9 protein-coding genes and 2 pseudogenes are annotated in these 13,960 nt (G+C 63.0%); 5 read left to right on the forward strand and 6 right to left on the reverse strand.

Going from position 1 to position 13,960, the window contains the following annotated elements; genetic code table 11:
- Nucleotides 1-180: 180 nt before the first annotated feature.
- Together EWM57_RS03520 and EWM57_RS03525 are read right to left on the reverse strand one after the other, a co-directional pair.
- Complete coding sequence (locus tag EWM57_RS03520) at nucleotides 181-1,041, reverse strand: SDR family oxidoreductase (protein WP_129919748.1); 861 nt, start codon at nucleotides 1,039-1,041, stop codon at nucleotides 181-183.
- Nucleotides 1,042-1,165: 124 nt separating this feature from the next.
- Nucleotides 1,166-2,038, reverse strand: a complete 873-nt coding sequence (locus tag EWM57_RS03525) for a helix-turn-helix domain-containing protein (protein WP_129919749.1) — start codon at nucleotides 2,036-2,038, stop codon at nucleotides 1,166-1,168.
- Between the two features lie 184 nt (nucleotides 2,039-2,222).
- Here EWM57_RS03525 and EWM57_RS03530 point away from each other — a divergent pair, with 184 nt between their 5' ends.
- Nucleotides 2,223-4,529 carry a GH92 family glycosyl hydrolase gene (locus EWM57_RS03530; RefSeq protein ID WP_129919750.1) on the forward strand — a complete coding sequence of 769 codons (2,307 nt, stop codon included), beginning with the start codon at nucleotides 2,223-2,225 and terminating at the stop codon, nucleotides 4,527-4,529.
- Between the two features lie 127 nt (nucleotides 4,530-4,656).
- Nucleotides 4,657-5,316: a sce7726 family protein gene (locus EWM57_RS03535; RefSeq protein WP_129919751.1), complete on the forward strand. Its 660-nt coding sequence runs from the start codon at nucleotides 4,657-4,659 to the stop codon at nucleotides 5,314-5,316.
- Nucleotides 5,317-5,441: 125 nt separating this feature from the next.
- Here EWM57_RS03535 and dinB read toward each other — a convergent pair.
- Nucleotides 5,442-6,476: pseudogene (dinB, locus tag EWM57_RS03540) on the reverse strand (DNA polymerase IV).
- A 112-nt stretch (nucleotides 6,477-6,588) separates the two neighbouring features.
- Nucleotides 6,589-7,641, reverse strand: a complete 1,053-nt coding sequence (holA, locus tag EWM57_RS03545) for a DNA polymerase III subunit delta (RefSeq protein WP_129919752.1) — start codon at nucleotides 7,639-7,641, stop codon at nucleotides 6,589-6,591.
- A 183-nt stretch (nucleotides 7,642-7,824) separates the two neighbouring features.
- Between holA and tyrS the strand changes: the two genes are divergently transcribed.
- Nucleotides 7,825-9,120: a tyrosine--tRNA ligase gene (gene tyrS / locus EWM57_RS03550; protein ID WP_129919753.1), complete on the forward strand. Its 1,296-nt coding sequence runs from the start codon at nucleotides 7,825-7,827 to the stop codon at nucleotides 9,118-9,120.
- 221 nt (nucleotides 9,121-9,341) lie between these two features.
- Here the strand turns inward: tyrS and EWM57_RS03555 are convergent.
- Nucleotides 9,342-9,512, reverse strand: a pseudogene (locus tag EWM57_RS03555) (histone H1); the annotation flags it as partial.
- Nucleotides 9,513-9,762: 250 nt separating this feature from the next.
- Nucleotides 9,763-11,001 carry an aminotransferase class I/II-fold pyridoxal phosphate-dependent enzyme gene (locus EWM57_RS03560; RefSeq protein WP_129919754.1) on the reverse strand — a complete coding sequence of 413 codons (1,239 nt, stop codon included), beginning with the start codon at nucleotides 10,999-11,001 and terminating at the stop codon, nucleotides 9,763-9,765.
- A 342-nt stretch (nucleotides 11,002-11,343) separates the two neighbouring features.
- Between EWM57_RS03560 and accC the strand changes: the two genes are divergently transcribed.
- Nucleotides 11,344-12,852, forward strand: a complete 1,509-nt coding sequence (gene accC, locus EWM57_RS03565) for an acetyl-CoA carboxylase biotin carboxylase subunit (RefSeq protein ID WP_129919755.1) — start codon at nucleotides 11,344-11,346, stop codon at nucleotides 12,850-12,852.
- Between the two features lie 73 nt (nucleotides 12,853-12,925).
- Entirely contained in the window at nucleotides 12,926-13,462 is a 537-nt protein-coding gene (locus EWM57_RS03570; protein ID WP_129919756.1) for a hypothetical protein, read from the forward strand.
- Nucleotides 13,463-13,960: the final 498 nt, after the last annotated feature.

The following is a 13,960-nucleotide window of genomic DNA, read 5'->3' on the forward strand; positions in this document are numbered from 1 at the left end:
ATGCGCGGGTATTTCCGCGCTTACCCCACCCGATTGTCGCCGGGCGGGGTAAGCGCCGGCCGGCGCGGGCCCGCGCCAGCGGGGCAGCCCTGCCGCTGAGCCAGCGCCGCCGCCCCGTGCAGAGGCACAAAAAAGACCAGCCGGCGGCTGGTCTTTTTTAAAGCGGAGCGGCGGGCCCCGCTACAGGGCATACAACTCCCGGATGGCCTGCGCCAGGGTGGCCGGGGGGCGGCCCAGCGCAGCTTCCAGGTCGGGGCTGACGTGGGCTTCCTGGCCGTTTTTGATGTCGGTCAGAAAGCCGATGGTGCGCTCAATGGCCGGGGCCGGTACTCCGCGCGCCTGCATGCCGGCCGCGAAGTCCGCCACCGGCACGGGTGAATACGTGACCGGGCGCCCCGCGGCGGCGGTCAGGGCGGCGGCGACATCGGCAAAGGAATAGGCCGTGCCGCCGGTGAAGTGATAGGTGCGGTTGTCGCCGGGGGCGGCCAGCAGCACGTTGGCCATGGCCTCGCCCATTTCGCGGCGCAGGGCGTAGGCCACCCGGCCCGCGCCCGCCGGCAGGCTGATGCCCGTTTCCACCACGTGGGGCCCCGTAAACAGCGGCAGGGTGTCCATGTAGAGGATGTTGCGGAAAATAACGTGGGGCAGCCCGCTCGCCCGCAGGTAGTCCTCGGTTTGAAAATGGCGCACCATCAGCTCGTTGGCCAGCGTGGTCGGGTTGTGCAGGGCCCGGCTGGTGTAGGCCAGGCGGCGGACGCCGGCCCGTTTGGCGGCGTCAATTACGTTCTGGTGCTGCTGCAGCCCATCGGCCTCCCCGCCCCCGGAGATGAGCAGCACCGTGTCGATACCCAGCAGGGCGCGGTCCAGGGAGGCCGGGTCGCCGTAGCTGCCCACGCGGATGCTGACGCCCCGGGTTTGGAGCGGGGCGGCTTTGGCTTCGTCGCGCACCAGCGCGGCCACTTCAGTTGCGGCAGTTTTCTGCAGGAGCGTGTGCAGCACGGCCGCGCCGAGGTGGCCGGTAGCTCCAGTTATCAAGATCATCAGCGAAGGGAATAAGTAGTGAGCAGGGGCGCAACTCCTGGTTGCCAGGCAAAGGTCCGCCCGAACCCACCACGCCGAAATGGCCGAATGGCGGCAAGCTGTGGCCCAAAGGCGGCAAAGCAGGTCAGCCCGCCAGGCGGTAGGCCGTGGGCGAAACCCCGGTGCAGTTCTTGAAAAACCGGCTGAAGGCGAACTGGTCGGCAAACTCCAGGGTGGCCGCCACCTGGTTGATGGTCAGGGCCGGATCTTGCAGCAGGGCCTTGGCTTCGAGCACCACGGTTTCGGCTATCCACTCCCGGGCGGTGCGGCCGGTGGCGGCTTTCACCTGCTCCGTGAGGTGCTTGGGCGTCACGCAGAGCGCCGCGGCGTAAAACGCCACGCTGCGCACGGCCGCGCCGTGGGTCTGCAGGAGCCCGCGGAAGGCGGCGGCCAGCTGCTGACGGCGGGCGCCCCCGGCCGGCGCCGTCAGCGGCTGCCGGCCGGCGTAGAGGGCGCCCAGCTCGAAGAGCAGGCTCAGGAGAATACTCTGCAGGATGTTGGTCCGCTGCGCGTTGGGGGTGTGGTACTTCTGCTGCAAAAAGCGAAACGACGCGGCAATGTTGGCCGCCTCGGGCGCCGAAAGCGGCAGCACGGGCGCGGTGGGCGCCACCAGAAAACCCAGCCGGCCCGTCGCCGCGTTGTTGGCCGTAATAAACTCCCGGGTGAAAAATACCGACAGCGTTTCGTAGTCGGCGCTCAGGTGGGTCCACTGCTTGATAACGTCGGGGGTAGCCAGGACCAGGCAGCCGGGCGTCACGGCGTAAGGGTGCAGATTGATGGTGAGCTGGGCCGCGCCGCGCAGACACAGGCTGATTTTGTAATAGTTGCCGCGGTAGGGCCGGTGCAGCGGAATCCGGGGCGGGCCGCCGGTGGCGTAGTCGGGAAAGAACACCTGCGCGGCGGTGGGGTCGCCGCTGGCAAAGGCCCGCAGCTCGTAGGTGGGAATACGTTCGGTCATGACTAGCAAGGGGCCACCCGGCCCGGTGGGGAAACAACCGGGCCGGGCGCCGAAAGTAACCACCGACCGGCAGACTTGCCGGATCGGAGCGGGCCGCAACCAGAGCAGCAAGTACGGAGTGCGGGAAACTGGGCTGAAATCCCATCTTTACGGCCTCGCGCCCACTTCCAACTCCCCCTACGCCATGCTCCGTCATTTTCCGGTCCTGCCAGCGCTGCTGCTCGGCCTCAGCCTGAGTGCCCGCAGCCAAAGCCTCGCCCCCGCGGCGGCCCCCTTCAGCCCCGTCGACTGGGTGAATCCGCTGGTGGGCACTGATTCCAAGCCCAGTTTGTCGAACGGCAACACCTACCCCGCCATTGCCCGGCCCTGGGGCATGAACTGCTGGCTGCCGCAAACGGGCAAGATGGGCTCGGGCTGGGCCTACCAGTACGCGGCCGACAAAATCCGGGGCTTCAAGCAAACCCATCAGCCCTCGCCCTGGATGAACGACTACGGGCAGTTTGCCCTGATGCCGATTACGGGCAAGGTGCGCTTCGAGGAAGACGAGCGGGCCAGCTGGTTTTCCCACAAGGCCGAGGAGGCCCGCCCCTACTACTACCGGGTGTACCTGGCCGACCACGACGTGACGACGGAAATCACCCCCACCGAGCGGGCCGCCCGTTTCCGCTTCACCTTCCCGCGCACCGACAGCGCCTACGTAGTGCTCGACGCGCTGGACAAAGGCTCCCACGTGCAGCTGCTGCCCGCCCGGCGGCGCATCGTCGGCTACACCACCCGCAACAGCGGGGGCGTGCCGGCGGACTTTAAGAGCTACTTCATCCTGGAGTTCGACCACGACTTCACCTTCACCAGCATCTACCAGGACAAGAAGCTCGACGCGGCCCTGCTCGAAGCCACGGCCAACCATACCGGCGCCGTGGTGGGCTTCCGTACCCGCCGGGGCGAGCAGGTGAACGTGCGGGTGGCCTCCTCCTTTATCAGCCCCGAGCAGGCCGAGCTGAACCTGAACGAAATCGGCCAGGACGACTTCGAAACGGTGCAGCAGAAGGGCCGCGCGGCCTGGAACGAGCAACTCGGCCGCATCCAGGTGGAAGGCGGCTCCGACGAGCAGCGGCGCACGTTCTACTCCTGCCTGTACCGCTCCCTGCTGTTTCCGCGCAAGTTCTACGAGGTGAATGCCCAGGGCCAGGTGGTGCACTACAGCCCCTACAACGGGCAGACGCGGCCGGGCTACCTCTACACCGATACCGGCTTCTGGGACACGTTCCGGGCCCTGTTTCCCTTCCTGAACCTGCTGTATCCGGAGGTCAACCAGCAGGTGCAGGCCGGCCTGGTCAACGCCTATACGGAAGGCGGCTGGCTGCCGGAATGGGGCAGCCCGGGCTACCGCGACATTATGGTGGGCAACAACTCGGCCTCGGTGGTGGCCGACGCCTACGTAAAAGGCGGCCGGGGCTACGACATCCAGACCTTGTATCAGGCCCTGCTGCACGGGGCCAACAACGCCGGCCCCGTGTCGGCCGTGGGACGCTACGGGGTGCAGTACTACAACAAGCTTGGCTACGTGCCTTACGACGTGAAAATCGACGAAAGCGCGGCCCGCACCCTGGAATACGCCTACGACGACTTCGCCATTTATCAGCTGGCCAAAGCCCTGAACCGGCCCAAGAAGGAAATCAACCTTTACGCCCAACGCAGCCAGAACTACCGCAAGCTCTTCGACAAGCAAACCGGGCTGATGCGGGGCCGCAACCAGGACGGCTCGTTTCAGACCCCGTTCAACCCCTTCAAGTGGGGCGGCGCCTTTACCGAGGGCAACAGCTGGCACTACACCTGGTCGGTGTTTCACGACGTGCAGGGGCTGATGGACCTCATGGGCGGCCCGAAGCCCTTCACGGCGGCCCTAGACACGGTCTTTACCCTGCCCCCGGTGTTCGACGCGTCGTACTACGGCTCGGTGATTCACGAAATCAAGGAGATGCAGATTGCCGGCATGGGCAACTACGCCCACGGCAACCAGCCCATCCAGCACATGATTTACCTCTACAACTACGCCGCCCAGCCCTGGAAAGCGCAGTACTGGGTGCGCGAAACCCTGAACCGCCTCTACCTGCCCACCCCCGACGGCTACTGCGGCGACGAGGACAACGGGCAGACCTCGGCCTGGTACGTGTTTTCGGCCCTGGGCTTCTACCCCGTCTGCCCCGCCTCCGACCAGTACGTGCTCGGCGCCCCGCTCTTCCCCAAGGCCACCCTGCACCTGCCCAACGGCAAGGACGTGGTGCTCAACGCCCCGCTGAACAGCGCCCAAAACCGCTACATCCGCACGCTCACCCTCAACGGCCAGCCCTACGAGCACAACTGGCTCAGCCACGAGGCCTTGCTCCAAGGCGCCACCCTCGACTTCGACATGGCCGCCGAGCCCAATAAGGCCCGCGGAGTTAAGCCCGAGGATGCCCCGTTTTCCTTTTCTAAACCAGTGAGGCGGTAAAACGATGTAGAGACGCCTACTTGCGTCTCGGCGTCAGCACGACCGGCACCGCCTACCAACGGGCTCTACCGATTGAGACGCAAGTAGGCGTCGCTACACCCTTTCCGGCCGTATCTTGCGGGGCTGTATGAACGACCCGGAAATCCGCGCCCTGCTTTACCCGCTGCTCCAGGGCGGCGTGCACATCGATGAGCTGCCCACCGGCACCACCCGCGCCGACGTGGTGCATATCACCCCGGCCTTTATGCACGGCTACGAGGTGAAGGGCGACGGCGACACGCTCCAGCGCGTGACCAACCAGCTGCGCTGCTACGGGGAGGTCTACGACCTGGTCACCTTCGTCGTGACCGAGAAGCACGTGGCCAAGCTGCTGCCGTTGCTGCCGGCCTGGGTGGGCGTGCTGGTGGCCTCGGCCGAAGGACTGCGCGAGCATCGGCCGGCCGGCTACAACGCCACCGTGGAGCCCGCCGCCCTGGCCAGCCTGCTGCTGCTCGACGAAGTCAAGCAGTTTCTGCTGGCCCGGGGCCTGACGGGCGTCAGCACCCTGCGCCGGCGCGAGGTGCTGCACTTTCTGCGCCACACCCACACCGTGCCCCTGTCCCACCTGGCCCAGTTCGTGCGCGACCAGCTCACCCTGCGCCTGCCCGCCCGGCTGCTGCACCGGGCCGAGCGCAAGGCCGAGCGGATGGCCCGCCCGGCCCGGCCCAAGCCCCACCGGCCCAGGAAGCGCAAAGCCCCGAAGAAGAAGAAGCCGGCCCGGGTCAAGGCTAAAAAGAAGCCGGTGTAGCTACTGAACGTCCTGCAGAGGCGCAGCCGAAGCATCCCGCGTGGGGTCGTCGGCTTGGCACTCCAACATCAGCACGCGAGATTCCTCGGCAAGCTCGGAATGACGTTCTGATTATTCTCTCCCGCTCAAAACCCCAGCACGAGCTGCCGGCCGGGTTCCTCCTCACCTTCCAGCGTCGAAACCGTGACGCCGAGCAGGCGCACGCCCTTTTCCAAAGGTACCTGGGTGCGCAGCAGATCCAGGGCGGCCTGCACCAAGGCCTCCAGCGTAGGCACCGGCGCGAAGCCCGTGCGGCTGCGGGTGATTTGCTGGAAGTCGGCGTACTTGACCTTGACCGTCACGGTGCGCCCCCGGGCCCCGGTCCGCGCGCACACTTTCCAGACCGAATCGGCCAGGGGCAGCAAGGCCGTGCCCAGCTCGCTGAGCGTGGTCAGGTCGTGCTCGAAGGTGGTTTCCGAGCCGATAGACTTGCGCACCCGGTTGGGCTGCACCGGGCGGTGGTCTTCGGCCCGGGCAATGGCGTAGTAGTACGAGCCGGCCTTGCCAAAGTGCTGGCGCAACAAGGCCTCGGTCTGCTGGCGTAAATCCAGGCCCGTGAAGATGCCCAAGCCATTCAGGCGCGCCGCGGTGGCCGGGCCGATACCGTGAAACTGCCCCACGGCTAGGGTTTCCACGAAGGCCAGGCCCTGGTGGGGCCGGATGACGTACTGCCCGTTGGGCTTGCGGTAGTCGGAGGCCAGCTTAGCCAGAAACTTATTGTAGGAAATGCCCGCCGAGGCGTACAGCTGGGTTTCCTGGAAGATCCGGGCCCGGATTTCCCGCGCCAGCTCGGTCGCCGTGAGCGGACTCGGGCTATGGGTAACGTCCAGGTAGGCTTCGTCCTACGACAGGGGCTCGACCAAATCGGTATACTCGGCGAAGATGGCCCGAATCTGCTGGGACACGGCCTTGTAGACCTCGAAGCGGGGCTTCACGAACACCAGCTCCGGGCACTTGCGCCGGGCCAGCGCCGACGACATGGCCGAGCGCACCCCAAACTGCCGGGCTTCGTAGCTGGCTGCCGCCACCACGCCCCGCTCCCGGCTCCCCCCCACGGCCACGGGCCGCCCGCGCAGCTCGGGGTTGTCGCGCTGCTCCACGGAGGCGTAGAAGGCGTCCATGTCGAGGTGAATGATTTTGCGCGGCGGGGTTTCCAACTACACTGAGTTACGAAGAGCCGTCATACCGGGCGTGCTGGGGAATGACGGTCTGACGGGTCCTTTTTATCAGTTACTACCCCGCAATGGCGCTCAGCGGCACGGGGTGCAGGATCAAAAACACCAGCTCGCGCAGGATTTCGCCGTCGGTCATCGAGCCGCTTTCCACGCCCTTGCTCTGCAAATCGGCGCGGCGGATGAGGTGGATGATGGCCCGGGTGCGGCCGAAGTCGTAGACGCGCATGCCCAGCGCGTAGTCCTTCTGGGCGAAGGAGTTCATGATGCCCAGCTTCTTGAAGTCGGCGTCGGAGGGGTTGCCGTGCTGGTGGAGCACGAGCAGCTTGGTGAAAAAGCCGAACAGCAGGGTCAGGTTCGGGATGAGCGGGTTGGCCTTGGGGTTGGCCTCGAAGTAGGTCAGAATGCGGTTGGCCTTGAGCACGTCGCGCTGAATGAGGGCTTTTTGCAGCTCGAAGATGTTGTACTCCTTGCTGATGCCCACCATGCGCTGCACCAGGTCCTCGTCGATGCTGTGGCCGGGCAGCACGTTGAGCAGAAGCTTGTCGATTTCGTTGGTGAGCCGGCCCAAATCGGTACCGATGTACTCGGCCAGCATGGCCGTGGCCTGCCCGCCGATGCTCTGCTGCCGGCTGCGCACGTACCCCGCAATAAAGGCCGGCACCTGGTTATCGTACACCTTCTTGCTGGTCAGCACCGCGGCCTTTTCGCCCACGAGCTTGCCGAGCTTCTTGCGGGCGTCCAGGGTTTTGTGCTTGTAGCAGAACACCAGCACGGTGCTCTGGAGCGGATTTTTGAGGTAAGCCTCCAGAAACGGCCAGCTTTTCTCGGCTTCCAGGTCGGCCACGGCCTGGGCTTCTTTGACAATCACCACCGACCGTTCGGCCATCATTGGGAAGCGCTTGGCCTGACCCAGAATCGTGGCCACGTCGGCATCCTTGCCGTAGAGCACCACTTGGTTGAAGCCCCGCTCGTGCTCGGGCAGCACGCTTTGCTCGAGCTGGTTGGCCACCAAATCGATGTAGTAAGGCTCTTCGCCCTGCAGAAAGTACACGGGCTGAAACTGCCGCTGCTGAATCTGCTTGAGAAGGTCGTCGGGGCTGAAAGTAGGCATCGGGAGCAAGGAAACGAAAAACACAACCCGCCGCCGGCTTCTAAGCGGCCATCTTTGGGGGCGAAGTCAAAGTTACTGCTCCCTGCCCTTACCTTTGCCACTTCCCGCAAAAAGGAGCCCGCGCCGCCGGCTTATCTTGCCGCGGATTCTCTTTTTCCCGACTTCCCGACTCACGTACGCTCTATGAACCTGATTGACGAACTCCGCTGGCGGGGCATGTTTCACGACATGATGCCCGGCACCGAGGAACACCTGCTGAAGAACGCACCCATCACCGGCTACATCGGCTTCGACCCCACCGCGCCCTCCCTGCACATCGGCAACCTGGCCACCATCATGCTGCTGGTGCACCTGCAGCGCGCCGGCCACCGGCCCCTGGCCCTGGTGGGCGGCGCCACCGGCATGATTGGTGACCCCTCGGGCAAGTCGGCGGAGCGCAACCTGCTCGACGAAACGGCCCTGCGCCGCAACCAGGCCGGGATTCAGGCCCAGCTCGAGAAGTTTCTCGACTTCACCCCCGGCCCCACCGGCGCGCAGGTCGTCAACAACTACGACTGGTTCAAGGACTTCGGCTTCCTGCAGTTTCTGCGCGAGGTGGGCAAGCACCTGACCGTAAACTACATGATGGCCAAGGACTCGGTGAAGCGCCGCATCAGCGGCAACGAGGACTCCGGGGCCGAGGGCATCAGCTACACCGAGTTCAGCTACCAGCTGCTGCAGGGCTACGACTTCTTCCACTTATATAAGGAACTCGGCACCACCCTGCAGATGGGCGCCTCGGACCAGTGGGGCAACATCACCACCGGCACCGAGCTGATCCGGCGCATGTCGGGCGGCGAGGGCAAGGCCTACGCCCTCACCGGCCAGCTCATCACCAAGGCCGACGGCACCAAGTACGGCAAGAGCGAAACCGGCACCGTCTGGCTCGACCCGACGATGACCTCGCCCTACCAGTTCTACCAGTTCTTCCTGGGCGCCGCCGACGAGGACGCCCCGCGCCTGATTCGGGTGTTCACCCTGCTGTCTCAGGCTGAAATCGAGGCCCTGGAAGCTGAGCACGCCCAGGCCCCGCACCTGCGCACCCTGCAAAAGGCCCTGGCCAAGGACGTCACCATCCGGGTGCACTCGGCCGAAGCCTTCGAAGGCGCCCTGGCCGCCTCCCAGGTGCTGTTCGGGGGCGGCGACCTGGCCTCCCTGCCCGAAGCCACCCTGCTCGACGTGTTTGCCGGCGTGCCCCAGGTGGAAGTCAGCCGCGCTGAGCTGGCCGACCTCGACGCGCTGACACTGCTGAGCACGGCCACCGGCGGGGTTATCTTCGCCAGCAAGGGTGAGGCCCGCAAAATGGTGCAGAACAACGGCGTGAAGCTCAACCGCCAGAAAGTAACCCTCGACCAGTCGGCCACGGCCGTGCCCGCCCTGCTCGATAAGTACCTGGTGGCCCAGAAGGGCAAAAGCTACTTTCTGATCAAGCTGGTTTAGGCCCCGGACTTACCCAGCGCCTTAAATAGACCGCAAATAAAAAGGCCCCGCCAGTTGGCGGGGCCTTTTTGGTGGTCCGCAGAATCCGCGGCTGCCGAAGCGGCCGGCGGAATCCGGGGGCCAAACTACTTCTTCTTGGCTGGAGCAGCTTTCTTGGCAGCGGCAGGAGCAGCGGCCTTTTTGGCTGGAGCAGCCTTGGCAGCACCGGCAGCAGGAGCGGCGCTGTTCTTGGTGTTCTGAACTTCGGTGCGGATGCTCTGCGCCATGTTCTTCAGCTCCTGCATGCCTTTACGCACGCGGGTACCAGCGGCCGAGTTCTGCTTGTCATAGAACTTCTCGAAGTCGCCTTCCAGTGCCATTACGAGGTCTTTCAGTTTGCCAAAGTTGTTCATTGGGGAGGGTTGATTGGTGTGGATTAATGTTTTTGAACGGCCCTAATATACAGGGATTTCAAATACAAGCAATAGTTCGACTTTTTTTCTAAAAGCCCTTTCCCCGCCTCTAAAGGCATTTTTCACCCCCAAACCACCCTCTACGGCGGAGCTTAACCCCTATCCATATCTTGGAATAGCACAAAAAAGCGGCCGACCTCCGCAGGAGAAGCCGGCCGCTTTTGGCTGAGTAGCGCAAAAACCGCTCTGATTACGCGCTAACCGTATTTTTAGAGTAAAGCCCCTTATCGAGCTTCTCGGCCACGGCCTCGAAAGCGGTAATTGTCTCGCGCACGTCTTCGAGCGTATGCACGGCCGTCGGAATCAGGCGGAGCATAATCACGCCCTTGGGCACGACCGGATAGACCACGATAGAGCAGAAAATACCGTGATTTTCGCGCAAATCGAAGGTTATTTGGGTAGCGTCGGGAATTTCACCGTTCAGGAACACCGGCGTTACCGGCGACTTGGTGGTGCCCAGGTTGAAGCCTTTTTCGCGCAAACCGCTCTGCAGGGCGCGCACCACGGTCCAGAGGTTGTCTTTGAGCTCGGGCTTGGTGCGCAGCAGCTCCAGGCGCTTCAAAGCGCCCACCACGAGCGGCATGGGCAGGCTTTTGGCGAAAATCTGGCTCCGCATGTTGTAGCGCAAATATTCAATTACGCTCTCCGGGCCCGCCACGAAGGCTCCGATGCTGGCCATGGACTTGGCAAACGTCGAAAAATAAAGGTCAATACCATCCTGAATGCCCTGTTCTTCGCCCGTTCCGGCGCCCGTAGCGCCCATCGTGCCGAAGCCGTGCGCGTCATCCACGAACAGGCGGAAGCTGAATTTCTCCTTCAGCGCCAGCACGCCCTTCAGGTCGCCCTGGTTGCCCGACATGCCGAACACGCCCTCGGTGATGACCAGAATACCGCCGCCGGTTTCGTTGGTCATGCGCGTGGCGCGCTCCAGCTGCTTTTCCAGGCTGGCCATGTCGTTGTGGGTATACACGAAGCGCTTGCCGGCGTGCAGGCGCACGCCGTCGATGATGCAGGCGTGCGACTCGGCGTCGTACACAATCACGTCGTGGCGGCCCACCAGCGCGTCGATGATGGACACTACGCCCTGGTAGCCGAAGTTGAGCAGCAGGCAGTCGGGCTTCATCACGAACTCGGCCAGCTCATTTTCCAGCTGCTCGTGCAGGTTGGAGTTGCCGCTCATGATGCGCGCGCCCATGGGCAGGCCCATGCCGTACTCGGTGGCGCCGTCGATATCAGCCTGCCGCACCTCGGGGTGGTTGGCCAGGCCCAGGTAGTTGTTCAAACTCCAGGTGAGGACCTCTTTGCCGCGGAAAATCATGCGGGGCTTGATTTCGCCTTCCAGCTTGGGGAAGGTGAAGTAGCCGTGCGCATAGTGGGAATGGCTGCCCAGCGGGCCGCGGTTGGAGGCAATCTTCTCGAAAAGATCCACGGAGGAAACGGTTAATGGTAAAAGAAAAGCGAGGAAAGTCTGGTGGCAAACACCCCGGCATGTACAAAGTTATGGCAATCCGCAAAGGTAGGCCCTGGCCGCCAGCCGTCCAACTACGCCAGCGCGGTCCTTAATTTAAGCTCCCGGGTTTAAGAAGCGGCCGGAATGGCGTTTCTTTGGGGTGTTGAATCAGTTTCAGCCGGCCTTTCCCGTTTGTCATCCTGCGCAAAGCGCAGGACGACGAGCTGGGTTGGCTATCCAGGCTTTCGAAAGACGTTCTCCTTGCCTTTGACCCGCTTTTCTCTCCCAGGTTTCCCTTCTGCTTCTCTCCCACCCTTTCGCATGAAAAAAATCACCAAGCTCCTCGTGGCCAACCGGGGCGAAATTGCGTTGCGCGTGCTGCGCTCGGCCAAGGAAATGGGCATTGCCACCGTGGCCATCTACTCCGAGGCCGACCGCAATGCCCTGCACGTGCGCTACGCCGACGAGGCCGTGTGCGTGGGTCCGCCCGCCAGCAAGGACAGCTACCTGCGCGGCGACAAAATTCTGGAAGTGTGCCGGCAGCTCGGCGTCGACGCCATTCACCCCGGCTACGGCTTTTTGAGCGAAAACGCGGAGTTTGCCCGCATGGTCACCGAGGCCGGCCTGATCTTCGTGGGCCCTTCGCCCGAGGCCATGAATGTGATGGGCGACAAGCTCTCGGCCAAGCAGGCCGTCAAAGCCTACAACATCCCGCTGGTGCCCGGCACCGACGAGGCCATTTCGGACGTGGAAGAGGCCAAGCGCATTGCCCGCGAGGTCGGCTTTCCGATTCTGATCAAGGCCTCTGCTGGCGGCGGCGGCAAAGGCATGCGCATCGTGAACGACGCGGCCGAGTTTGAGGAGCAGATGCAGCTGGCCATCAACGAGGCCACCTCGGCCTTCGGCGACGGTTCGGTGTTTATCGAGAAGTTCGTGACCGGGCCCCGCCACATCGAAATCCAGGTGTTGGGCGACGAGCACGGCAACATCGTGCACCTGTTTGAGCGGGAATGCTCGATTCAGCGCCGCCACCAGAAGGTAATTGAGGAAGCCCCCTCCTCGGTGCTCACGCCCGAGCTGCGGGCCGAAATGGGCCGCTGCGCCGTCGACGTGGCCCGGGCCTGCCAGTACGCCGGGGCCGGCACCGTGGAGTTTCTGCTCGACGATAAGCACAACTTCTACTTCCTGGAGATGAACACCCGCTTGCAGGTGGAGCACCCCGTGACCGAGCAGATTACGGGCCTTGACCTAGTGAAAGAGCAGATTCGCGTGGCCGAGGGTCATCCGCTGCCCTTTACCCAGGACGAGCTGACCATCACCGGCCACGCTCTGGAGCTGCGCGTGTACGCCGAAGACCCGCAGAACAACTTCCTGCCCGACATCGGCACGCTGAGCACCTACGTGCGCCCCCAGGGCCCGGGCGTGCGCGTCGACGACGGCTTCGAGCAGGGCATGGACATCCCGATTTACTACGACCCGATGATTGCCAAGCTCGTCACCTTCGGCAAAGACCGCCAGGAGGCCATCGAACGGATGCTGCGCGCCATCGACGAGTACCAGATTACCGGCATCCAGACCACCTTGCCCTTCGGCCGCTACGTGCTCCAGCACCCGGCCTTCGTGAGCGGCAACTTCGACACGAACTTCATCCGGGACCATTTCACCCCCGCCGACCTCACTCCCGCCGCCCCCGACGCCAGCGTGGCCAAAGTAGCCGCCGTGCTCACGGCCATGCTGATGACGGAAAAGAAAGCGCCGGTGGTGGCTTCGAGTGATGCGCCGGCCGCGGCGGGCTCGAACTGGAAGCGCAACCGGCTGGGGGCGCGGTAGGAAGCTTTTATTCCGCTAGATTTGAAAAGCCCGGTTATTTGGCCGGGCTTTTCTATTTTTTTCCAGAACCAGTATGGAAAGAATTAAGATTGAGCACGACTTCTTGGTGTTCCTATTCGCCTACCTCCGGCATCTTGACTTATCATTGGATAGAAGCCGCTGGAATGGCTGGGCTGATTATCTTGTATACACCCGTGGTCGGATCCAATCAGCTACAATTTCCTCTTATCTAAAAGGCAAGATTGGTCCTGTCAGCGTGACTAACACAGCCAACATTCTACCAAACTATAGCTATAGAGAATCCCGCCTGCGGTATCTATGGCGAATTTGCACGTGGCAGAATGATTATTTAACCCTTTATGCGACCAGCTACGCCTGTCAGTTGCTAGACCGGCACAACGCTTATCTGCGGGCAGATATTACCGAATTCACCCCGGAGCTGGAAATGCTCAGAAGGGATATTGCTGATTTTTACACTCGTGCTTCAGAGGTAATGCTCAGCAGAAGCGAACTGCGCAAAATAATGCGGGTGGAACACTTCTGGCAAAACCCTATCCTCACAACTATTGCGCTGAAAGACTTCCTTCCTGCTTCCCTAGCGCGAGTTTAGCACCGCTTAACTCGTGCCAGACCATAACGTGGAGGTTGTACCTCCACTGCTGCAACGCAGCAAACCGGAACCGCGCCGCCTGAAGCCATCCGGGCGGCGTGCTCGTTCTGACGAGGAGGCGCAGCCTTCCGGCATAGCGTGTCACGAGTTACGGCTGCGCCTAAACTTGCGCCAGTGCCGCGCCTGCGAACCAGTGCGGTAGCATGACAACGGCCCTGACCTTTGTACGGTATTTTTAAAATTCTGAAAATACCGTACAAATACCCGAAAGATTTTGTACGGTATTTTTCGTTTCTTGAGAATACCGTACATATTCTGCCAGCTATGCCCCGCCGCGCTCCTGCCTCCCAAAACGTCATTTCCCGCCTGCGCGCCTGGTTTGGGCTGCGGCAGGAGGACGTGGCCTTTTATGCTAATGTGAGCCCCGAGCTCGTGCAGGCGGCGGAAAGCGGCCGGCGTAGCCTGAGCAGTAACCTGCTGATAGGTCTGCTGCCGCTA

Source organism: Hymenobacter persicinus (genome assembly GCF_004167665.1).
GTDB classification, from domain to species: Bacteria; Bacteroidota; Bacteroidia; order Cytophagales; family Hymenobacteraceae; genus Hymenobacter; species Hymenobacter persicinus.